This window comes from Alphaproteobacteria bacterium (genome assembly GCA_030739735.1).
GTDB lineage: Bacteria > Pseudomonadota > Alphaproteobacteria > UBA7887 > UBA7887 > UBA7887.
In genome coordinates this window covers 105,973-126,526 of the sequence record JASLYQ010000004.1, presented here as the reverse complement: position 1 = coordinate 126,526, position 20,554 = coordinate 105,973, and the positions used below count along the sequence as shown (strand labels likewise).

Below are 20,554 nucleotides of genomic sequence, written 5' to 3'. Positions count from 1 at the left end.
TCACGCTCGTGGCATCATGACAGGGTCATAGGAGATCAAGGAAGTTATGATCAGGAAGGTTAGAGCTTTGGCTGTGGCGAAAAGCTCGTGTCCGATCCGGCCAAAGGCGGCATCCACCGTGGCGAGCGGGTCGGGCGCTTCTATATTTTTCAGCAGTAGAATGCGGAGGTGCATATCGTGTCTCCCTTCCCTTCCCTTGGCGCGGGCCGGGTTTTCTGGCAGAAGAGGTCCGCTATGATCGACCAGCCCGCGGATGCGACCGACGACCGCAGCGATTTTATCAGGGATATCGTGCGCGCCGACTTGCAATCGGGTCGCGTCGCAGCTGTGGTCACCCGCTTCCCGCCGGAGCCCAACGGCTATCTGCATATCGGGCACGCCAAGTCGATCTGCCTCAACTTCGGCATTGCGGAGGCCTTGGGCGGGCGTTGCCACCTGCGCTTTGACGACACCAACCCGGTCAAGGAGGAACAGGAATACATCGAGGCCATTGAGGCTGATGTGCGCTGGCTCGGCTTCGACTGGGGTGAGCACCGCTATTTCGCTTCCGACTATTTCGCCCAGCTCTACGATTGGGCCGAACAGCTCATCGACGCCGGTAAGGCCTATGTCGACGATCAGTCGGCTGACGAGATCCGCGAGGCGCGCGGCACGCTAACCGAGTCTGGCACGGACAGCCCCCATCGCGATCGCAGCCCAGAAGAGAACCTCAACCTGTTCCGCCGCATGCGCGCCGGCGAGTTTGGCGACGGCGCGCGGGTGCTGCGGGCACGCATCGATATGGCGGCGGGTAATATAAACCTGCGCGACCCGGTGCTCTATCGCATCCTCCACGTTGAGCACCCGCGCACCGGCAACGACTGGTGCATCTATCCCACATACGATTTCGCCCACGGTCAGTCGGATGCGATTGAAGGCATCAGCCACTCCATCTGTACCCTCGAATTCGAGGATCACCGGCCACTGTACGATTGGCTGCTACAGAACCTGTCGGTTCCTGCGCGGCCACAACAATATGAGTTCGCTCGCCTCAATCTCGGCCATACGGTGCTGTCCAAGCGCAAGCTAATCTCGCTGGTGCGCGATAGGTTGGTACAAGGTTGGGACGATCCCCGCATGCCAACGCTGGTTGGCATGCGCCGGCGTGGCTTCCCGCCCGCTGCGATTCGCGACTTCGCGGCTCGCATTGGCGTCGCCAAGCGCGACAGTACGGTGGAGCTGGGGGCGCTCGACCATTGCGCTCGCGAATATCTCAATGTGGTGGCCGAGCGCCGCTTCGCCGTGTTGCGCCCGCTCAAGGTGGTGATCGAGAACTATCCCGAAGGCGGGAGCGAGATACTCGAGGCTGTCAACAATCCGGGAGATGCGGGCACCGGCACGCGCCAGTTGCCCTTCGGTCGCGAGATCTATGTCGAGCGTGAAGATTTCATGGAGGATCCACCGCGCAAATTTCACCGCCTAAAGCCTGGCGGAGAGGTGCGCCTGCGCTTCGCCTATTTTATCACGTGCGAGGAGGTTGTGAAGGACGCTGACGGCACGGTTGTCGAGCTGCGTTGCACCTACGATCCTGAGACCCGCGGTGGCAATGCGCCCGACGGTCGCAAGGTAAGAGGAACTATCCACTGGGTTTCCGTGGCCCACGCCCTGAGCGCAGAGGTGCGGCTATACGGCCCACTTTTTACCGAGCCCGATCCGAGCTCGGACGAAGCTATAGACCCGGCCTCACTGGAAGTGCTGCACGACTGCAAGCTTGAGCCCAGCCTGGCAGCGTTGGTGGTTGGCGAGGTGGTGCAATTTGAGCGCACGGGCTACTTCTGCCCCGATCCCGACGGCACGCTCGAGGCACTCGTGTTTAACCGTACTGTTGCGCTACGTGACACTTGGGCCAAGATCGCTGCCAAAAGCCGTTAGCGCAGCTCGTCTAGGCAACGGGTTGGGCTCTTCCGCCAGGGTGGGGCGGTGATGCCGTAGGCCTTGGCAATACGGCTGCAGTCTAGCGCTGAGTTGGCGGGGCGTGGCGCCGGAGTCGGATACTCTCTGCTGGGGATCGGACTAAGCTCACCGACGCGGGGCACGCTGCGCTCGCCGGCTAGATCGAATATGGGGTGCGCGAATCCATGCCACGTCGTCGTGCCGCTGCTGCAAAAGTGAAAGACGCCGGGTTTGGTAACGCCGTCGGCTGCAATAGCGAGGATGGCCACCGCGATATCGTGTGCCTAGGTCGGCGAGTTGCGCTGGTCGTCGACGACGCGGAGCGAGTCGCGTTCGTTCGCCAAGCACAACATGGTGCGCACGAAATTGCTTCCGGTCGTGGCATAGACCCAGGCGGTACGCAGGATAACGGCGCGCTCGCAACGCTCCGCTCGCCGGCGAGCTTAGATCGTCCGTAGATGCCGAGAGCGGCCCGGTCGGGTCGTCCTGGCGGTAGGCACGCTCGATCGATCCATCAAACACCTAGTTTATCGAGATGTGGATGAGCGGCTTGTCCGTCTTGGCGCAGGCGCGCGCGATGTTTTCCGCGCCATCGACATTGGTGAAGGCGGCAGCGTTGACCACTGTGCCGGTGCCAGCCACCGTACGCGTGACGCTCTCTGCATTTGTGATGTCTGCTGTGGCCTTGCGATCGTAACCCGCGACGTTAGCGTCAGCTGCCTCGCACAGGGCGCGGCCGACTTGGCCGTCGGCGCCGAAGACGACGAGGTCAGTCACCCTCGTATTCGCAGAGCGCGTGCACGGTGTGACCAAGCTCTTCCAGGCGCGCGCGACCGCCGACATCGGGCAGATCGACAATGAAGCAGCATTCCACGATCGTGCCGCCCGACTTGGCTATCAAGTTTGCTGCGGCCTCGGCCGTGCCTCCGGTCGCGATCAGATCGTCGACCAGCAGCACCCGCTCGTCTTTGGCGATGGCGTCGGTATGCATCTCGACCGTATCGGTGCCGTATTCCAGATCATAGTGATGCCCGATGGTATCGCCGGGAAGCTTGCCCTGCTTGCGCACGGGAACAAAGCCGACTCCCAGCTGATGCGCCAACGGCGCGCCGAGAATAAAGCCACGCGCCTCGATGCCAGCGACCTTGTCGATGTTGTTGCCCGTATAGCGGTTGACCAAGGTATTCACGGCGGTACGAAAGCCCTGCGCATCACCGAGCAGCGTAGTAATATCTCGAAACATGATTCCCGCCTTCGGGTAATCGGGGATGGTGCGGATAAGGCTCTTGAAGGGCATAGTTCTCTCCGGTGTTCGCCGGGCTTGTTGCTGGCGCCGTACAGTCTACAATAGTAGCTTCAGTTATCGCATTCTGGATTTCTCCCTTGGCGAACCCACTAGAACGCGTTGCCGTCATCGGGCTTGGCTATGTTGGCCTGCCGCTGGCAGTCGCTTTGGCTGAGGCTGGCCGCACGGTCGCCGGTTACGACCACGATAACCGCCGCCTGATCGAATTGCGCGCCGGGCACGATCGCTGCGGCGAGATCGACGACCGCACCCTGGCGGAGGTCGGTGTGACATTCGTCGACACGCTCGAGGCCGTGTCTGGGTACGACGCCTATCTGATTACCGTGCCAACGCCGGTCGATACCGCCAATATGCCGGACCTGGCGGCGGTCGAGGTCGCCTGTGAGGCGGTGGCTAAGGTGATGCGGCAGGGCGCGGTCGTGGTACTCGAATCGACGGTTTATCCGGGCGTCGTCGAAGAAATTTGCGGGCCGATTCTCGAACGCGGCTCGGGACTCGCTGCGGGACGAGACTTTCATCTCGGCTACTCGCCCGAACGCATCAATCCCGGCGATCCGGAGCGTGGGCTCGGCAACATCGTCAAGGTCGTGGCGGGGCAGGGGCCCGAGACGACAGCGGCGCTGGCCGAGCTATACGGTGCTATCAGCCCGGTCTTCGAGGCCGCCGACATTCGCACCGCCGAGGCGGCCAAGGTCATCGAGAACGCGCAACGTGACATCAACATCGCCTTCGTCAACGAGCTTGCCTTGATCTTTAGCCGGCTCGGCCTCGACACGGAAGCGGTGCTGGAGGCGGCGTCGACCAAGTGGAACTTTCTCGATTTCCGCCCTGGTCTGGTTGGCGGCCACTGCATCGGTGTCGATCCTTATTACCTGACCTATGCCGCCGGGCGCCACGGCTACCACCCCGAAGTGGTGCTCGCCGGCCGCCGCATCAACGACAGCATGGGCCGGCATGTCGGGGGCGAGGTCGCGCGGCGGGTGCATGGCGGAGGGCTGGCACCACGGGTGCTGGTTCTTGGTATCACTTTTAAGGAGAACGTTCCCGATATCCGTAATTCCGGAAGCGCGGGCGTGGTGCGCGAGCTAGTAAATTTTGGCCTGACAGTTGACCTTCATGATCCGCGTGCCGACCCTGACGAAGTGCGTGCGGTGTACGGCTTTCAGCTTGTGGCGCAACCCAGCGGACGTTATGGGGCGATTGTGCTGACGGTTGGGCACAGCGACTATGCTGCTTGGGGTACGGAGATGATCGAGTCGCTGTTGGCTGAGCCAGGTTTGGTCGCCGACGTACGGGGCACTTGGCGTAGGCGAAAGTTCTCGCCATCGATCACGCGTTGGCGTCTGTGACGTCAGCTTGGTATAAGGCTAGGACATCTGGCAGGGAATATGCGCCCCACAAGACTGGCACAGAAGTAAGGGAGGACGAAGCGGTGATCATCGTGTGGACAGGGACGGGAAAATCCGTAACAGCCGTATTGCGGGCAATCAGCGCAGGCACTCTTTTGGTGTTGTCGTTCGATGTCAGTGCGGTTTCGGCTCAGGAGTCGGCGACGGTGTCGCCGGACACCTTGACACAGGGCAAGATCACTTTCCCGACTGGCAGCGTTTACGACGGCGAGTTGAAGAACGGACGCATGCACGGTCAAGGCAAAATCACCTATGCTAAAGGCGGCATCTACGAGGGTGCCTTCTTTGAGGACAAAATCACGGGCGTCGGCAGTTTCGTTTATCCCAATGGTGACCGCTACGAGGGCAGCTTCGTTGATGGCCAGCGTCACGGTGACGGCAATTTCTGGTTCGGTAACGGCAGTGAATACAAAGGCAACTTCGCGAACGGTGAGATGAGCGGCCGCGGTCGCCTGATATTTACCTCTGGCGCCGTCTATGAAGGCGAATTCGTCGGCGGCCGCCGCGAGGGCGACGGCGAGTTGCGTTTTCCCGGCGGCGACCGGTACGTCGGCGCCTTCCGCGGCGGTGAGATGCATGGCCGCGGCCGTCTGACCTATGCTAACGGACATGTCTACGACGGTGAGTTTTCGGACGGTCACCGGCACGGACAGGGCAGCTTCACTGCCGCCAATGGCGATACCTATGCCGGCATGTTCGTTGAGGGCAAGCGGCACGGCAAAGGTACGTTCACGCAGGCCGACGGAGTGCGCTACGAGGGCGAATATGCTGCCGACAAGCGCCAAGGGGCGGGCGTCATTGTTTATACGAATGGCGACCGTTTTGAAGGTAGCTTTGAGGACGACCTTAAAGCCGGTGCCGGTGTCTTGACCTACCAGGACGGCACCAGGTTCGAAGTTTCATACGAAGCCGGTAAACCCGTAGGAAAGGCAGTATGGATCTATCCTGACGGGCACCGGATCGAAGGTGATTTCTGAATTCTCGGTGCGTATCGCCCAGCTAGCGTCAGCGGGGCGATTGGCCGGGGTCATGCCCGGGCTGTGTAGGGCACGTGGACCAGGATTTGCGGCGCGAGTAGCCGGCCGAGATGGTGCCGGCAAAGCCGGGTTATAGGGAATCGCGATCCGCCTTATAGCTTACGTCTACCTAAGCCCTCGCCTATCTTGCCCCGGCTCGCTCGATACACGGGTGAGCTTGTGAGAAACCCTAGATTAAAGTGGAGGGTATGACCATGTGGAGTACACCAGTGGTTCGTGAGATTGCTGTTGGTCTCGAGATCAACTGCTACGCCTGCGCGGACCTCTAAGCCGGGTCGCAAGGGACTTTTGTGATGATCCTCCGTCGGCGGCACGGCCGTCACCAACGGTCATAAGGAATCGCGATGCAAATACGCGTCCTCGGCTCCGCCGCCGGCGGAGGATTTCCACAGTGGAACTGCAATCACCCAAATAGTCGACGCGCCCGCGAAGGGGATGCGGCCGCGCAGCAGCGCACCCAGTCCTCGATCGCGGTAAGCGCCGACGGCAAGCGCTGGTTTCTCTGCAATGCGTCGCCGGATCTGCGGGCGCAGATTCTGCACAACGATGTCATGCATCCGAGCGACGGTCTGCGCCACAGCCCCATCCAGGGTGTGGTGTTGACCAATGCCGATGTTGATCACACAGCCGGCCTGATTACGCTGCGCGAATCCCACCCGCTGCGTGTCTACGCCACCCAGCGCGTGCTCGGGGTGCTGGCCGCGAATAAGATTTTTAACATTCTCAACCCGCAATTCGTGGCGCGCGAGATGCTGACCATGGACCAGCCCAACGCGCTGATCTGCCCGGGTGGTGCCGAGTCTGGCGTTACTGTGGTGCCGTTCTCGGTGCCGGGCAAGATCGCGCTATGGCTCGAGGATGCGAGCCAAGCGAATTTTGGCTCGGTGGCGGAGGACACCATCGCGCTGGAGATTCGCGATGCCGAGGGCGCGACCCGTGCCTTCTATGTTCCGGGCTGCGCCTCCATGCCGCCTGAGCTTGCTGAACGCCTGCGCGGCGCGCCCTTGGTGCTTTTCGATGGTACCCTGTGGGTTGACGATGAGATGATTCGCGATGGTGTCGGCGCCAAGACCGGTGACCGCATGGGCCATATGAGCGTCTCCGGGCCGCAAGGTACCATCGCCGCTTTTGCCGACCTCGACGTGAAGCGCAAGATTTTTATCCACATCAATACCACCAACCCCATTCTGCTCGACGACAGCCCGCAGCGGGCCGAGGTTCTGGCGGCGGGTTGGGAGGTATCCCACGACGGCATGGAGATTACCCTATGACTGCTGCCCCGATAGTCGCCGACGTCAAGCCGACGCACTGGTATAATCTGGACGTCGATCACGATGAACTGATGAGTTCGGACGATTTTGCTGAGGCGATGAAACAGATCGGGCGGGAGCGCTATCACAACCTGCATCCGTTTCATAAAATGCTGCACGGTGGCGAGCTCGATTTTGGACAAGTGCAAGCATGGGCGCTGAACCGCTACTATTACCAGGCCTGTATCCCGCTCAAGGACTTGACCCTGATGGCGCGTTTGCCGAGCGCCGAGTTGCGTCGCACTTGGCGCTCGCGTGTGCTTGATCACGACGGCGTTGACGTCGAGACCGGCGGCATCCGCCGCTACCTGCAGCTCACCGAACGCCTGGGGCTTGACGAGGACTATGTGCTCTCAACCGTCGGCATCCTACCGGGCACGCGCTTTGCGGTTGATGCCTATGTGGAATATGTCGGCAGGCGCAGCGAACTCGAAGCCGTGGCCTCCTCGCTAACCGAGCTATTCGCGCCGTCGATCCACCGCGAGCGTATTGCTGGGTTGTCGAAGCATTACGACTGGGCGGACGAATACGCGTTGGCCTACTTCCAGAAGCGCCTCGGCGAGGCGCCGCGCGACTCCGAATTCGGCCAAGACTATGTAATACGCAATGCCAAAACGCGCGAGCAGCAGGAGGCGGTATTGAACGCTGTCCGCTTCAAGACCGATGTGCTCTGGGCCCAGCTCGATGCCCTCTACCTAGCCTATGTCGAGCCGGGGATGATCCCACCGGGTGCTTTCGTGCCCGCACCGAGCGGGTAGGACATGAGCGAGCGGTTGACCCTGGATGAGGGGTCTGTGCCGAAGCTGCCGCGACACGCCAAGCTGCGCTTCGACAAGCCGCGCGACAAGTGGATCATCTTGGCGCCTGAGCGGGTATTCGAGCTTGATGAGATTGCCCACGAGGTGGTCTCTCTGTGCGACGGCGTACGCACGCTGACGCAGGTTGTCGACGCCTTGACGGAAAAGTTCGATGCCCCGCGAGAGGTCATCGCCGAAGATGCGACGGCCATGCTGCAGGATCTGGCGGATAAGGGATTCGTGGTGATATGAGCGAAGTGGCAGGACAGACGGCGGTGTCCACAGAGGCCACGCCGAACAAGGTAGTGCCCTATGCGGTTCTGATGGAGCTTAGCCATCGCTGTCCGCTGCAATGCCCCTATTGTACTAACCCGATCGATCTCGAGCGGGCCTCGGGAGAGCTAACCACCGAGGAGTGGAAGCGGGTGATGGACGAGGCGGTGGACATGGGCGTCCTGCACGTCCATTACTCAGGCGGTGAGCCGACGGTGCGCAAGGATCTCGAGGAACTCATAGAGCACGCCGCAAAGCTCGGACTGTACAGCAACCTGATCACGTCCGGCGTGCTGCTCAATAAGGCGCGCGTGCAGTGCTTTGCCGAGCTTGGGCTCGATCATGTGCAGATCAGCTTCCAGGATACCACGTCTGAGGTTGGCGACTGGGTGGCCGGTTACGACGGTGCCCATGAGAAGAAGCAGCAGGTCGCGCGCTGGGTGCGCGAAGCCGGGATGCCGCTCACCGTTAATGCGGTGATGCACCGGCATAACCTGCACCATCTGGAGGAGATGATCCAGATGGCGGTCGACCTCGACGCCGAGCGCATCGAGGTGGCGCAGGTGCAGTACTATGCTTGGGCCTTCCGTAACCGCATCGCCTTCCTGCCGACCCGAAAGCAGCTCGATAAGGCTGTGGAGATTGTCGGGGAAGCACGCGAGCGCCTCAAGGGTGTGCTCGCTTTCGACTTCGTGGTGCCGGACTATTACGCCCAGCGGCCGAAGTCGTGCATGGGTGGCTGGGGGCGGCAGTTCATCAATATCTCACCCTCGGGCAAGGTGCTGCCCTGCCATGCCGCCGAAGTTCTTCCCGATCTCGAGTTCGACTCCGTGCATCAGAAGCCGCTCGGCTGGATCTGGGAGAACTCGGAAGCCTTCGAGCATTTCCGTGGTAGCGCCTGGATGCCGGAGCCCTGCCAGAGCTGCGATCGCAAGGAGATCGACTGGGGCGGTTGCCGCTGTCAGGCCTACATGCTGACTGGTAACGCTGCCGTCACCGACCCTACCTGCGCATTGTCTCCCGATCGCGCTGTGCTTGACGAACCGCTTGCCGCCGTTGGTGGCGAGTCACCAGACTTCATCTATCGCCGCTATGGCGGATGATGCAAGGCGGCTGCGCTTGTGCGGCAGTGGATGAGGCGGGAGCGGAACATAACGCCACTCGACAAGGACGAGGTGCGGCAGAACTGGAAGCTGCGCGCGCCGGCATGGAATCGCTGGGCCAGCCAGATCGAGCGCATGGCACATCGCTTCAACGAGCCTTTGGTCGAGGCGGCGGGTATAGGCCCGGGCATGCACGTGCTCGATCTTGCCTCTGGCACCGGCGAGCCAGCGTTGACCATTGCGCGCACGGTCGGTGAGGAGGGGCGTGTCGTTGCCACCGATATGGTCGAGGAGATGCTGGCCGGCACCACGCGCCGTGCCGCCGAGGCGGGGCTGGGCCAGCTCGAGACGCGTATTGCCGATATGGAGGCCTTGCCCTTCGACGACGCGAGCTTCGACCGTGTCACTTGCCGTTTCGGCATCATGTTCGCGCCGGATCCCATGCGGGCCATGCGCGAGACGTGTCGCGTGCTAGTGCCGGGCGGGCACACTGCCTGGATGGTTTGGGGGCCACTCGAGAATACCACGCTGTTCGCCGTTATCCAGCGCGAGGTGCGGGACTTTCTCGGGCTGGCACCGGATTCGGACTTGGCCCAGTTTCGCTTCGCCTCGCCGGACATGCTGGCGGATATGATGCGTGGCGGTGGCTTGGCTGACGTCACCGAGCAGGATTTGGCTTTCGATGCGGCACCGCCTGCCGGTTCGCGCTTCTGGGAGGCCAATGTGGAAATGTCATTTGGCGCTGATTTGACCAAGCTGTCAGACGCCGACCGCGTAGCACTCGACGCCCGCGTTGAAGAGGCCTTCGCTGCGTTTCTTGTTAGCGACCGCTACCGCATTAAGGCGCATGTACGGATTGGCAGGGGTGTACGGGCTTAATCCTTGGCGACGGTGCGGGTGGCGTTGAGCTCTATTGGCTGGTTGTTCCAGTCGTCCTGTAGAGTGAAGCTGAGGGTGCCCTCTTGGAGCACTCGGATAACCTCCTTCTTGCGGGCCTCGGCCTCCCTGACGTCATCAGATGATAGGTTAGCCGGCTATCGCGAAATTCTGGCTACGTAGGTCTGCCAACAGTGCTTGTGCGGTCTCTTCCGGCAGGTCGAGGAGTGGCGGGCGGGTGCGGGTCCAAGCGGCATCCTCGCGATGCTTGGCAATGATGGTCTTGAGGGCAGGGATCATTGGATAGGCCTGGATGGCTTCGCGCGTCTTGGTGATCGTCGCTTGGCGTTCGTCGGCGCCATCGTCTTGCCAATGCTCACAGAGCGCACGGATGGCGGCGACATTCACATTGCCGCTCGCAGTGATGCAACCGACGCCGCCGGTACGCAGATTGTCGAGCAGGAAGGTTTCGGAGCCCGAGAACGTCGCTAAGTCTGGGAAGGCGTCGATAATGGCCTTGGTGTTCAACCAGTCGCCCGAGCTGTCCTTGAGCCCTACCACGGTGTCCGGATAGGCCTTGAGGAGTCGCTCGATGAGGGCGAGTGAAAAGCCGATCTGGGCCTGCGGCGGGATATGGTACAGATAGATCTTGAGGCGCGCGTCACCGACCTGCTCGATGACCTCGGCGAAAGAGCGAAACAGCGCGTCGTCACTCACGCCCTTGTAATAGAACGGTGGTAGCATGAGCACGCCGCCACAGCCCGTCTCGACAGCGCCGCGGGTCAGCCGCACGCTGTCGGGGAGCGCCGTGCAGCCAGTGCCCGGCATCATCAGCGCCGCGTCGATACCGCCACTGACAGCTGCTTCGAGCAGACGCAAGCGTTCGTCGACTGAGAGCGAATTGCCTTCACCGGTGGTGCCAAAGGGCGCAAGACCCGTCGCGCCCTGTTCCAGGAGCCAGCGGCAATGGCCGACAAAGCGGGCCGCGTCGGGCGCTAAGTCGGCATCGAACGGCGTGAGTACTGGCGGCAGGACGCCGGAAAACAGTGTGGTCTCGATCATGTCTGATCTCTTGTAACAGGCGGGTGGAGACTACTGCAACGACATGCGATTTCAATCGTCCTTGGCAAAGAGCGAATCGCGCTAATACTGAAACTATGGCTTTGCATATGCTCAAAATGTGCGTTGGCATCAACAGTGTAGCCCAGTTGCGGGAGCGCCAGGGTGAGCGCCTAGGCCGGCTCGAGGCTGCCGGACAGCCGGCGCGGCTCGCCCACTGGACACGCAATTTTCCCCGTCGCGCAGCGCAAATTCTCGACGGCGGCTCGCTCTATTGGATCATCAGGGGCCAGGTTCGCGTGCGCCAACGCATCACTTCGCTAGATTGCCTGAAGGCGGAGGGCACAGGCAAGCGCTGCGCCATCATCCTCGATGCCGATTTGATCGAGACGGTATTGCAGCCGAGGCGGCCGATGCAGGGTTGGCGCTATTTTGAGCCTGAGGACGTGCCCGCCGACCTGAGTCCGGGTGCCGCGGCGGAGGCAGCTGCCATGCCAGTCGAAATGGCTGAGGAGCTGAGAGAACTCGGTCTGCTCTGAAACGTGCTAGGCTCTAGACCAAGGGCTTTTGGAAGGATGGACTGATTGCCCGCTTGTCAACTTTCGCCGGTCCGGCGGGGCCGGCACGGTATATCGCACTGACCCCGCGAACGGCGAAATCCGTACCCTGAGCGGCTACGGTAGTTCGTAGCCCTTCTTGGCCATCTTGATCTTGTAGAGGCTCTTGCCGGACGTCACGTACAGAACATCCGCTTCGGCGCCCCGGCCGAACCCAACATTGGTCGGCATTTCCTGGCCGGTCGAAATAAAGGCCAGTTCCTTGCCAGTTACCGTACGGACCGCGATGCCCGGCCGGCTCTCGGAGCGTTCGGCAACATAGATATTGCCGTCGATATCGGCGACTAGCCCGTCTGGGCCGCTGTCGGGTGCATAATCGATCAGGACCCGCCGGTTGCTGACGGTGCCGTCGGCGGCAAGATCGAACGCCTGGAGCAGATGGTGCCCCTTCAGGGTCCCCTCGCCTTCGTCTAGTTGCATGAAGCCCAGAAAACCGTTGTCGTTGCTGACCACGTAAAAGGTCTTCTGATCGGGCGACACAAGGACGCCATTGGTCTTGCCGGCAGCGGTCACGATTCGATGGACCGAGCCGTCAGTGTCCAGGCGATAGATCGCGAAGCCCGGCTGCTCGACCGGCTCATGGCCCAGATAGCGGGGGTCGCTGAAATAGATGCGGCCCTGCTCATCGATGGTGATGTCGTTCAAGGCGTTGTAGGGCCGGCCTCGGAACAGGCCGCTCAGGATAAAAGTCCGGCCGGTGGCCATTTCAGTCTTGATCAGCATGCGCCCACCGTAATCCGCCCCTAGTGCGGCGATCATGTTGCCGTCGGTATCGAATTTGATTCCGTTCGACATGCCAGACGGTGAACGGTAGATGGTTGTATTGCCAGACCGGGGATCGTATCGCCAGATATTGCCGGCCTGAAGGTAGGTGTTGGTGGGATCCTTGCAAAACTTGGTGAAGGTGATATCGCTGAAATACATGTAGCCGTCATGCCCGGCAGCGACCCCCTCGGTAAGAGCGCAACCGCCATCCCAAAGGCGCATCAGCTTCGAGCCGACGGGCAACACGCTCGTATCGCCGCTCGGCGCCGGGAAACCGGAATCCACACCTTCGTAAAACATCTGTGCTTCGGCGGTGGTCACCGCCAAGCTTAGCCCCATCGTCGCCACAAGGGCGAGACGAGCAACCCGGACTGTTGACATGTGTTCCTCCCAATTTGATTCACTGGCCAGCAGAATGGTGCACGAGCATTGCGCCTAGTTTCCAACTAGACTAGGGCCGATCCAGACTTTTGGGAAGCAGGGCTAGCACCCACGAGTGATCCTGGCCAAGAACGTGTCTCGCGCAGGATGCAGTGCATTATAGTCCACGATATTGCTGGGTGACGCCGGATCGGCCGGCAAGGTCAGCTCGGTGAGCGCGCAATGATTGCTGGCGTGTCACGGCAATGGCATAAACGCGCCATCGATCAGGGAGGATGAACGTTATGAGTTTTGGGCAGGCTATTTCGAGCCGGCGGCAGCTTCTGGCAGGCGCTGGGGCGGCGCTAGGTGTCACGCTGCTACCCTGGCGCGCACAGGCCGAGGAAGCTCGGCTCAACGTCTACAATTGGGATACCTATATTGGCGCGACGACGCTCGAAACTTTTGCGGCCGCGACCGGTGTTTCGGTGCAATACGACCTCTTCGCCTCGAACGAGGAGCTGTTCGCCAAGTTACAGGCCGGAAACCCGGGCTATGACGTCATCGTGCCGAGCGATTACATGATCGAGTCGATGATCGCGCTCGACATGCTAGTGCCGCTTGACCATGCGCAGCTGCCTAACCTACGCCATCTCGATCCCGATCCTAATTTCTCCGATCCGGCCTTTAATCCCGGCAACCGTTTTGCCGTGCCCTATCTCTGGGGCACAATGGGGATTGGCTATCGCAAGTCGGCGGGTCCCCGGCCCGACAGCTGGGCGACGGTGTTCGAGTCGGATGCTTATGCTGGGCGCATTGCGCTGCTCGACGACCCGCGGGCGATGCTGGGCATGGCGCTCAAATATCTTGGCTACAGCATGAACAGTATCGACGCGGCTCAGATCGCCGCTGCGCGCGATGTCATCATTGCGGCCAAGCCGCGCATCAAGACCTTTGCGCCGGATTCGGGCCAGGACATGCTGCTCGCCGGTGACGTCGACTTGGCCGTCGAATGGTCTGGCGATATCGTCCAGGTCATGCAGGAAGACCCGGACCTCGACTACGTCATCCCGAGCCAGGGCGGCAGTGTCTGGATGGATACGCTGGCCATCCCCAAGGGCGCGCCGCATCTTGAGAATGCCCATGCCTTCATCAATCACATCTACGATCCGGCGGTGAATGCGGAAATCGCTAGGATCACGCGCTATCCGACACCAAATCTGGCGGCTAAGGCGCTGATCGATGTGGCTGATCGCGATAATCCAGCAATCTATCCACCGGCGGAGGTCATCGCCACCAGCGAAACGCTCATCGATGTAGGCGATGCGGCGCGCCTCTACGATGAGGCCTGGACCGTGATCCAGGCCGCCTGACACGCCCGCGATGGAGAGCTGGCGGCGAGACAAGGCGGGGTTCACGATTCTGACTTTGCCGGCGAGCGTCTGGCTACTTCTCTTTTTTACTCTGCCCTTGACGCTGGTCTGGGTCTATAGCTTTGGCGAGCGTGGCCCGCATGGCCAGACAGAGTTTACCGTTTCGCTCGCTAATTATATCCGAGCGCTCGAATGGATCCATCTCGGCGTGATTTGGAAATCTCTGATGATCGCCGTCGTGGTGATGCTGATTTGTCTGGTGCTCGGTTTCCCAATGGCTCTCGGCATCGCCTTCGCCGCGCCGCGCTGGCGCACGCCGCTCCTGGTCCTGGTGATGCTGCCGTTCTGGACCAATCTGCTGGTGCGGACCTATGCCTGGGTGGCGGTGCTGCGCGATCGTGGCCATATTAACGGCGTGTTGGAGTGGTTGCACGGTTTGCTCGGTGGGGCGCCCGAGGCATTCGAGCCGCTACCCTTGCTCTATAACCAGACCGCGGTGATGATCGGGCTGGTGCATGTACATCTGCCATTCTTGGTCTTGCCGCTTTACGCCGCTATGGCGCGGCTTGACTGGCAGCTTCTCGAGGCAAGCCTAGATCTGGGTGCCAACCAGTGGCGAACGTTGCGCTCGGTGCTGTTGCCACTGGTCATGCCGGGACTGGTAACCGGTTGCTTGCTGGTTTTCGTGCTTGCCCTCGGCAGCTTCCTCACGCCAGATCTTCTCGGTGGCACCGATAGCATGATGATCGGTAACCTCATCGCACGCGAGTTCGGCGGTGCCCGGGACTGGCCATTCGGTGCGGCGCTGTCGTTTCTGTTGGTCTACGCTGCCTTTGCCGCGCTCTGGCTGCGTGCCAGCCTCGGTGGAGGCCGCGCATGAGCGCCGTCGACTATGGCCGCCGCGGCTGGGTGAGGCTGATGCTGGTCGCCGGTTTCATTTTCCTTTATTTCCCAATCTTGTCGCTAATCGTCTTCAGCTTCAACGACAGCAAGCGTAATGTTACTTGGCGTGGGTTTACCCTTGCTTATTACGAAAAGGCTCTGGCTAACGAATCCCTGCATCAGGCTCTTTCTAACAGTCTTCTGATTGCGGGTTGGACAACCGTCGTGGCGACCGTTATCGGTACTATGCTAGGTCTGTCATTGCAGCGCTATCGATTTCGCGGGAAAGGTGTCTTCGAGAGTTGGGTTCATCTACCTATTGTCGTGCCAGAGGTTTGTTTTGGCGTCGCTCTAATGGTTTTTTTTGCCGCTATCCGTCTGCCGCTTGGCCTGACGACGGTGATCCTAAGTCACATAGCCTTTTCTATCCCCTTCGTCGCCGTGGTCATCCGCGCTCGTATGGCGAGCTTCGACCCGGCGCTCGAGGAGGCCGCCCACGACCTAGGCGCCAGCCGCTGGCAGAGCTTTCGCCATGTCACCCTGCCGCACTTGATGGTGGGCATCGTTGCTTCGGCGCTGCTGGTTGCAACCCTATCTCTGGACGATTTTGTCATCACCTTCTTTACATCTGGTCCGGGTGCGACGACCTTGCCGCTCAAGATCTACTCCATGGCGCGATTCAGCGTCACGCCAGAGATTAATGCCGCCTCAACGGTATTGATGGCCCTGACGGTAATGTTGGTCCTCGGTGCTGTGGCAATACAAACCCGGTGGCGTCGATGAGTTCGCTAACGGTGCGTCATGTCTCGAAGCGCTTTGGCAATACCAGAGCTGCTGTTGATGTCAACTTGACGGTGGCAGAAGGAGAGCTGTTCGCGCTGCTCGGGCCATCAGCTTGCGGCAAGACCACGTTGCTACGGCTAATCGCTGGGCTGGAAGAGCCGGATTCCGGCAGCATTCTCGTTGGGGGTGCAGAAATGGTGGGCGTTGCTGTCAATGAGCGGCCCATCAACATGGTTTTTCAAAGCTATGCGCTGTTTCCATATATGAGCGTCGCCGATAACGTCTCATATGGCTTGCGCGTCCTCGGCATGGCGCGAAACGAGGTTGCGGCACGGGTCGCTGAGGCCCTGTCGCTGGTGCGCCTTGGCGGCCTGGAATACCGCCGCCCAGACACGCTGTCGGGCGGGCAGCGCCAGCGCGTCGCCTTGGCTCGCGCCCTGGTCAAGCGGCCAAAAGTGCTGTTGCTGGACGAGCCCCTGTCAGCGCTTGACGCAAAGCTGCGCGACGAGATGGGGCAGGAGTTGGTGCGTCTCCAAAAGACGCTTGGTATCGCCTTTGTGCTGGTTACCCACGACCAGGACGAAGCTTTGTCGATGGCCGACCGTGTGGCGGTCATGGATCACGGACGCATATGCCAGGTCGCCCCACCGCGCGAGCTTTACGAGAGGCCGGCAAGTCGCTTCGTCGCGGCCTTTCTCGGCACCACTAATATGTTTGAAGGGCAAATCGTTGGGCGCGAGGGCGATGCCGTCATGATCGAGGTCGCTGGGCTCGGGTGTCTTGCCGTACCGCATGCGGGCGACGCCTCTGGTAGGATAACCTTGGTGCTGCGGCCGGAAAAGCTGCTTCTCGCTGATGCGGCGCCGGCCTCTGGCCCCCGATTGCAGGGCCAGGTCCGCGAAACCAATTACCGCGGAGATCACACCCGGGTCACGCTCAATACCGCAGCTGGGCCCGTGGTGATGACGGCGGCGACAGCTCCCGCCATCGGCGAGACTGTTTGGCTTTGCTGGGACGCTGCCGACATGCGGCTGTTAGTCGAGGAAACCTAAGCCGTCCTGAAAGTTTTCGGTGATCTCCACATTAGCGAAGGTATAGGCGCCGTCGCCGCGAATGGCGATGACCACATAGTCGTCCGAGGGGGCAAGGATGTCTTCGGCAGAAACCGGCGCCGCGCTGAACGTCAAGACTGAGAGGAATGCTATGGCAAGCCTCTTCTTGATCAGCTCTTCTGTCTAGTTTGCAGTTACTGGTACCTGCGCAGCAACTGTCGTAAGCTTCCTCTGGGCTCCGACACGGAGGGCATCGACGATGCCATGGTCGTGGCGGAGAAGGCCGGAGCCGTACGCTAGAGCTTTGCCGGCAAGGACGAGGTGACTATTCATAACGATGGCGGTGCTGTGGCAACCTATCTTGGCTGATCCGATGATGCACGTCTGTTTAATAGCAAAGATGTCCTGAAATTCAAGCGTCTGCCATAACGCGAGACCCGGGAGGATTAGAACTGCGCCATGACGACGATGCAACCGATTGATCTTGGCAATAAGCAGCTTCCGCGCAAGCTGGTTGAAACGCTTTACACTACCATGCGCCGTATCCGCACTTTCGACCAGCGTGCGCAGGAACTGTTCGACGAGGGCGTGGTCAAGGGCACTGCGCACAGCTATGTCGGCGAGGAAGCGGTGGCAGCCGGTGTCTGCGCGGCGTTGCGCGACGACGACTATCTGGCCAGCAACCATCGCGGCCACGGCCATTGTATCGCAAAGGGCGCCAACCTCGACCGCATGATGGCCGAGCTGATGGGCCGCGATACCGGCTATTGCCGCGGCCTTGGCGGCTCCATGCACATTGCGGACCTCGATCTTGGCATCCTCGGCGCGAACGGTATCGTCGGCGCCTCCATGCCGCTTGCGGTGGGAGCTGGCCTTGCTGCCAAGCTGCGAGGAAAAGGCCAGGTTTCCATCGCTTTTTTCGGCGACGGTGCCAACAATCAGGGCACTTTCCACGAATCCCTAAATCTCGCCTCGGTGTGGAAGCTGCCGGTCATCTTTATTTGCGAGAACAATCAATACGCGCTGAGCACATCCTATCGCAACACCACGTCGGTGGAGCAGGTGGCTACGCGTGCCGCAGGCTACAGTATCCCCGGGGTCACGATAGACGGTAACGATGTCGCCGAGGTGCATCTGGTCGCAGCCGAGGCGATCGAGCGTGCCCGTGCCGGGGAGGGTCCGACGCTGATCGAGGCGATGACCTATCGCTGGGGCCAACATTCCATGCGCGTCAATATTCGTGACCCGCGCCCCGAGGCCGAGCGCGAGGATTGGACGACCAATCGCGATCCCCTGGCGCGTCTCGAGGACGCCATCACGTCGAACAGTGTGATCACTAAGAAGCGCATGAAGGAGATCAACGACACCCTTGCCGAAGAGCTGGCCGGTGCTGAGAGCTACGGCAAGGCCGGTCCCGAGCCAGTCGTCGAGGTCATGCAGGCAGCGGTCTACGCGCCCCACGCCAATGTCGTCGAGCCGGGGCCAGAGGGTAGCCGCGAGTTGTCCTTTCCCGAGGCCTTGAACGAGGCGCTGACACAAGAGATGGAGCGCGACGAAAGTGTCTTTCTGATGGGCGAGGATGTGGGCGAGACCGGCGGTATTTTCACTGTCAGCAAGGGGCTGTACGAGCGTTTCGGTGCCGACCGCGTGCGCGATACGCCGATCTCGGAGGCGAGCTTCGTCGGCTGCGGCGTCGGCGCCGCCATCGCTGGTATGCGTCCCATCGTCGAGATCCAGATCTTCGATTTCGTTGCCCTGACCATGGACATGCTGGTCAACCAGGCCGCCAAGTTTCGCTTCATGCTTGGGGGCAAGCCCACTGTGCCACTAGTGGTGCGTGGCCCCCAAGGAGGTGGTATCCGGCTTGCTGCGCAGCACAGCCAGAGCCTGGAGGCCTGGTTTACCCATGTGCCAGGTCTGGTCGTGGTGGCGCCGTCGACGCCCTATGACGCCAAGGGTCTACTGATGTCGGCGATCCGCGACGATAATCCGGTGATCTTTCTCGAATCCAAGCTGCTCTATCTGGGCGCCTCCGGCCCCGTGCCCGAGCAGCCCTACGCCATTCCGCTCGGCAAGGCCGATATCAAGCGCAAAGGCACTGACGCTACTGTTGTAGCCACCAGTTCGATGGTGCCGCGCGCCCTTGCGGCGGCGGAGATGCTGGCCCGTGAAGGCATCGAGATTGAGATTGTCGATCCGCGCACTCTCAAGCCCCTCGACGAGGAGACCATCCTCGCCTCGGTCGCCAAAACCAACCGCCTGCTCATCGTACATGAGGCCTGGCGCTCGGGCGGCTTCGGCGCCGAGGTGGCGGCCATGGTGGCAGAAAAAGGTTTCGATGATCTTGATGCGCCTATCGCCCGTATCGGCGCGCTGGACACACCCATGCCCTATAACGATGAACTCGAGCGCGCGGTGATACCGTCGCAGGATCGCATCATCGAGGAACTGCGGACCCTACTTCCGTGATGTTGGCGTACAATGCCGATTGCCCTCTCGTGAGCCATGGGGAATGGCTCAATAGATAGATAGGCAATCATGAGGGAAACCGAAGAGATCTGCGCCGTGCTTGTGGTAAGTCTACTCATTGCGTCCGCGGCCGTGGCGTAGTTTGCAGATGCCAATGCGAAAGACGAGCTTCGGGTCAAAAGTCAGCCCGGCGAGGACAGCGAGTGCGATGTCGTCAAGACCTTTGGTCTCGTCGCCTGAACAAGAAAATTCACCTCTTGCGGCGCCAGATAAATCAAGTAACCAAGCGTATTAACCAGTTGGAATCCCACACGGAGCCCTAAGTCACATGTCCGATACTGCCCATGACATCTCGGCCGAGACTCTCAAAATTTTGGCCGAAAAGCTGAACGGTCTGCTCGCTATTCGCACTTTGCCAATCGGTATCAAGCTGTTTGAAAACATCGACGAGATGATGCAGGTGCGCGGCATCCGCACGCCAACCGAAGGCTATAACTTTACCGGCTGTCAGCTTGTCACCCAGGCTCGCATTGCCGGCTTCACGTTGGGTATCGTGCACGACAATGTTCGCCCCGATAGCAATTGTGGTGGCGTCTTCGGTTTGAATGCTCCGAGCGAGAGCTACTTGTCTGGTGAACAGATGGACGGCGTGTGGTTCGAGAACCGCGAGGCGGCGCGTGGTCATCAGGATGGCATGACGCGCGTTGAGCCCGGGCGTTATCACGGTGTCTGCGCGTCCCCGCTTCGCGGTGCCCGTCTCAATCCGCCGGACATCGTTCTGTTCTACGCCAACCCGGCCCAGACAATCCTGTTCGTTAACGGCCTGCAGTGGAAGCGTTACAAGCGCTACGACATGTCGATTACTGGCGAAAGCGCCTGTTCCGATGCCTGGGGCAGGGCGCTGGCGACGGGCGAAACCTCTATCTCGATTCCTTGCTATGCCGAGCGCCGCTACGGCGGCGTCGCCGATGACGAGATGCTGCTCGCTATGCCGCCCGACGAATTCGGTCGCGGCATCGAGGGCCTGGAGGGCATCGCCAAGAACGGCCTGCGCTATCCCATCCCGCCATACGGCGCTCATATGGACCCGGGCGTCGGTTTGGCTCGCAGCTATGCCTCGGGGAGGGGTTAGACACCCACGTTTCGTCGTC

Annotated in this window: 21 protein-coding genes and 1 pseudogene; 15 read left to right on the top strand and 7 right to left on the bottom strand. The window is 60.9% G+C overall.

Going from position 1 to position 20,554, the window contains the following annotated elements:
• On the bottom strand, window positions 1-174 hold the full coding sequence (locus QF629_03830) for a hypothetical protein (GenBank protein MDP6012666.1): 174 nt from the start codon (window positions 172-174) through the stop codon (window positions 1-3).
• Window positions 175-234: 60 nt separating this feature from the next.
• Between QF629_03830 and QF629_03825 the strand changes: the two genes are divergently transcribed.
• Complete coding sequence (locus tag QF629_03825) at window positions 235-1,911, top strand: glutamine--tRNA ligase/YqeY domain fusion protein (protein ID MDP6012665.1); 1,677 nt, start codon at window positions 235-237, stop codon at window positions 1,909-1,911.
• Here the strand turns inward: QF629_03825 and QF629_03820 are convergent.
• The 3 genes and pseudogenes from QF629_03820 to QF629_03810 form a co-directional block, all read right to left on the bottom strand.
• A pseudogene (locus QF629_03820) lies at window positions 1,908-2,336 on the bottom strand (sugar nucleotide-binding protein). The gene QF629_03825 and the pseudogene QF629_03820 overlap by 4 nt on opposite strands.
• Window positions 2,337-2,454: 118 nt before the next feature.
• Window positions 2,455-2,709 (bottom strand): sugar nucleotide-binding protein, encoded by a 255-nt coding sequence (locus QF629_03815; GenBank protein MDP6012664.1) that lies wholly within the window; start codon window positions 2,707-2,709, stop codon window positions 2,455-2,457.
• Window positions 2,702-3,229, bottom strand: a complete 528-nt coding sequence (locus QF629_03810; GenBank protein ID MDP6012663.1) for an adenine phosphoribosyltransferase — start codon at window positions 3,227-3,229, stop codon at window positions 2,702-2,704. Before QF629_03810 ends, QF629_03815 begins: the two co-directional genes overlap by 8 nt.
• Window positions 3,230-3,315: 86 nt before the next feature.
• On the opposite strand from QF629_03810, the gene QF629_03805 reads away from it, so the two are divergent.
• The 7 genes from QF629_03805 to QF629_03775 all read left to right on the top strand — a co-directional run bounded on the left by QF629_03805 (window position 3,316) and on the right by QF629_03775 (window position 10,046).
• Window positions 3,316-4,587 carry a nucleotide sugar dehydrogenase gene (locus tag QF629_03805; GenBank protein ID MDP6012662.1) on the top strand — a complete coding sequence of 424 codons (1,272 nt, stop codon included), beginning with the start codon at window positions 3,316-3,318 and terminating at the stop codon, window positions 4,585-4,587.
• A gap of 83 nt (window positions 4,588-4,670) precedes the next feature.
• Window positions 4,671-5,624 carry a hypothetical protein gene (locus tag QF629_03800; protein ID MDP6012661.1) on the top strand — a complete coding sequence of 318 codons (954 nt, stop codon included), beginning with the start codon at window positions 4,671-4,673 and terminating at the stop codon, window positions 5,622-5,624.
• Window positions 5,625-6,028: 404 nt separating this feature from the next.
• Window positions 6,029-6,955, top strand: a complete 927-nt coding sequence (pqqB, locus tag QF629_03795) for a pyrroloquinoline quinone biosynthesis protein PqqB (GenBank protein MDP6012660.1) — start codon at window positions 6,029-6,031, stop codon at window positions 6,953-6,955.
• 71 nt (window positions 6,956-7,026) lie between these two features.
• Entirely contained in the window at window positions 7,027-7,752 is a 726-nt protein-coding gene (gene pqqC / locus QF629_03790) for a pyrroloquinoline-quinone synthase PqqC (GenBank protein MDP6012659.1), read from the top strand.
• Between the two features lie 3 nt (window positions 7,753-7,755).
• Window positions 7,756-8,043: a pyrroloquinoline quinone biosynthesis peptide chaperone PqqD gene (gene pqqD / locus QF629_03785; protein ID MDP6012658.1), complete on the top strand. Its 288-nt coding sequence runs from the start codon at window positions 7,756-7,758 to the stop codon at window positions 8,041-8,043.
• On the top strand, window positions 8,040-9,167 hold the full coding sequence (gene pqqE / locus QF629_03780; protein ID MDP6012657.1) for a pyrroloquinoline quinone biosynthesis protein PqqE: 1,128 nt from the start codon (window positions 8,040-8,042) through the stop codon (window positions 9,165-9,167). The genes pqqD and pqqE overlap by 4 nt, the downstream gene beginning before the upstream one ends.
• Window positions 9,168-9,197: 30 nt before the next feature.
• A complete protein-coding gene (locus QF629_03775) occupies window positions 9,198-10,046 on the top strand; it encodes a class I SAM-dependent methyltransferase (GenBank protein MDP6012656.1) in 849 nt (282 codons plus the stop codon).
• 147 nt (window positions 10,047-10,193) lie between these two features.
• Here the strand turns inward: QF629_03775 and QF629_03770 are convergent, their stop codons facing one another.
• A complete protein-coding gene (locus QF629_03770) occupies window positions 10,194-11,105 on the bottom strand; it encodes a dihydrodipicolinate synthase family protein (protein MDP6012655.1) in 912 nt (303 codons plus the stop codon).
• A 107-nt stretch (window positions 11,106-11,212) separates the two neighbouring features.
• On the opposite strand from QF629_03770, the gene QF629_03765 reads away from it, so the two are divergent.
• Complete coding sequence (locus tag QF629_03765) at window positions 11,213-11,641, top strand: DUF1489 family protein (protein MDP6012654.1); 429 nt, start codon at window positions 11,213-11,215, stop codon at window positions 11,639-11,641.
• 135 nt (window positions 11,642-11,776) lie between these two features.
• On the opposite strand, the gene QF629_03760 is transcribed toward QF629_03765, so the two are convergent.
• Window positions 11,777-12,805 carry an SMP-30/gluconolactonase/LRE family protein gene (locus QF629_03760; protein MDP6012653.1) on the bottom strand — a complete coding sequence of 343 codons (1,029 nt, stop codon included), beginning with the start codon at window positions 12,803-12,805 and terminating at the stop codon, window positions 11,777-11,779.
• A 344-nt stretch (window positions 12,806-13,149) separates the two neighbouring features.
• Here QF629_03760 and QF629_03755 point away from each other — a divergent pair, with 344 nt between their 5' ends.
• The 4 genes from QF629_03755 to QF629_03740 are packed head-to-tail and all read left to right on the top strand — an operon-like array spanning window position 13,150 to window position 16,934.
• A complete protein-coding gene (locus QF629_03755) occupies window positions 13,150-14,217 on the top strand; it encodes a spermidine/putrescine ABC transporter substrate-binding protein (GenBank protein ID MDP6012652.1) in 1,068 nt (355 codons plus the stop codon).
• 10 nt (window positions 14,218-14,227) lie between these two features.
• Window positions 14,228-15,097 (top strand): ABC transporter permease, encoded by an 870-nt coding sequence (locus tag QF629_03750; GenBank protein ID MDP6012651.1) that lies wholly within the window; start codon window positions 14,228-14,230, stop codon window positions 15,095-15,097.
• Complete coding sequence (locus QF629_03745) at window positions 15,094-15,882, top strand: ABC transporter permease (GenBank protein ID MDP6012650.1); 789 nt, start codon at window positions 15,094-15,096, stop codon at window positions 15,880-15,882. The genes QF629_03750 and QF629_03745 overlap by 4 nt, the downstream gene beginning before the upstream one ends.
• Window positions 15,879-16,934 carry an ABC transporter ATP-binding protein gene (locus QF629_03740; GenBank protein MDP6012649.1) on the top strand — a complete coding sequence of 352 codons (1,056 nt, stop codon included), beginning with the start codon at window positions 15,879-15,881 and terminating at the stop codon, window positions 16,932-16,934. The genes QF629_03745 and QF629_03740 overlap by 4 nt, the downstream gene beginning before the upstream one ends.
• Here the strand turns inward: QF629_03740 and QF629_03735 are convergent.
• Entirely contained in the window at window positions 16,917-17,069 is a 153-nt protein-coding gene (locus tag QF629_03735) for a hypothetical protein (protein MDP6012648.1), read from the bottom strand. The two genes, QF629_03740 and QF629_03735, sit on opposite strands and share 18 nt — an antisense overlap.
• A gap of 324 nt (window positions 17,070-17,393) precedes the next feature.
• On the opposite strand from QF629_03735, the gene QF629_03730 reads away from it, so the two are divergent.
• Window positions 17,394-19,403, top strand: coding sequence for a dehydrogenase E1 component subunit alpha/beta (locus QF629_03730; GenBank protein MDP6012647.1), 2,010 nt, complete (start codon window positions 17,394-17,396; stop codon window positions 19,401-19,403).
• A gap of 328 nt (window positions 19,404-19,731) precedes the next feature.
• Complete coding sequence (locus QF629_03725; protein ID MDP6012646.1) at window positions 19,732-20,535, top strand: DUF169 domain-containing protein; 804 nt, start codon at window positions 19,732-19,734, stop codon at window positions 20,533-20,535.
• Window positions 20,536-20,554: the final 19 nt, after the last annotated feature.

What these genes read in the sequence shown, in the direction of transcription:
- QF629_03830 (MDP6012666.1), bottom strand. Translation starts at nt 174, where the DNA reads ATGCACCTCCGCATTCTACTGCTGAAAAATATAGAAGCGCCCGACCCG.
- QF629_03825 (MDP6012665.1), top strand. Translation starts at nt 235, where the DNA reads ATGATCGACCAGCCCGCGGATGCGACCGACGACCGCAGCGATTTTATC.
- QF629_03810 (MDP6012663.1), bottom strand. Translation starts at nt 3,229, where the DNA reads ATGCCCTTCAAGAGCCTTATCCGCACCATCCCCGATTACCCGAAGGCG.
- pqqB (MDP6012660.1), top strand. Translation starts at nt 6,029, where the DNA reads ATGCAAATACGCGTCCTCGGCTCCGCCGCCGGCGGAGGATTTCCACAG.
- pqqC (MDP6012659.1), top strand. Translation starts at nt 7,027, where the DNA reads ATGAGTTCGGACGATTTTGCTGAGGCGATGAAACAGATCGGGCGGGAG.
- pqqD (MDP6012658.1), top strand. Translation starts at nt 7,756, where the DNA reads ATGAGCGAGCGGTTGACCCTGGATGAGGGGTCTGTGCCGAAGCTGCCG.
- pqqE (MDP6012657.1), top strand. Translation starts at nt 8,040, where the DNA reads ATGAGCGAAGTGGCAGGACAGACGGCGGTGTCCACAGAGGCCACGCCG.
- QF629_03775 (MDP6012656.1), top strand. Translation starts at nt 9,198, where the DNA reads ATGAGGCGGGAGCGGAACATAACGCCACTCGACAAGGACGAGGTGCGG.
- QF629_03770 (MDP6012655.1), bottom strand. Translation starts at nt 11,105, where the DNA reads ATGATCGAGACCACACTGTTTTCCGGCGTCCTGCCGCCAGTACTCACG.
- QF629_03765 (MDP6012654.1), top strand. Translation starts at nt 11,213, where the DNA reads ATGCTCAAAATGTGCGTTGGCATCAACAGTGTAGCCCAGTTGCGGGAG.
- QF629_03755 (MDP6012652.1), top strand. Translation starts at nt 13,150, where the DNA reads ATGAGTTTTGGGCAGGCTATTTCGAGCCGGCGGCAGCTTCTGGCAGGC.
- QF629_03750 (MDP6012651.1), top strand. Translation starts at nt 14,228, where the DNA reads ATGGAGAGCTGGCGGCGAGACAAGGCGGGGTTCACGATTCTGACTTTG.
- QF629_03745 (MDP6012650.1), top strand. Translation starts at nt 15,094, where the DNA reads ATGAGCGCCGTCGACTATGGCCGCCGCGGCTGGGTGAGGCTGATGCTG.
- QF629_03740 (MDP6012649.1), top strand. Translation starts at nt 15,879, where the DNA reads ATGAGTTCGCTAACGGTGCGTCATGTCTCGAAGCGCTTTGGCAATACC.
- QF629_03730 (MDP6012647.1), top strand. Translation starts at nt 17,394, where the DNA reads ATGACGACGATGCAACCGATTGATCTTGGCAATAAGCAGCTTCCGCGC.
- QF629_03725 (MDP6012646.1), top strand. Translation starts at nt 19,732, where the DNA reads ATGTCCGATACTGCCCATGACATCTCGGCCGAGACTCTCAAAATTTTG.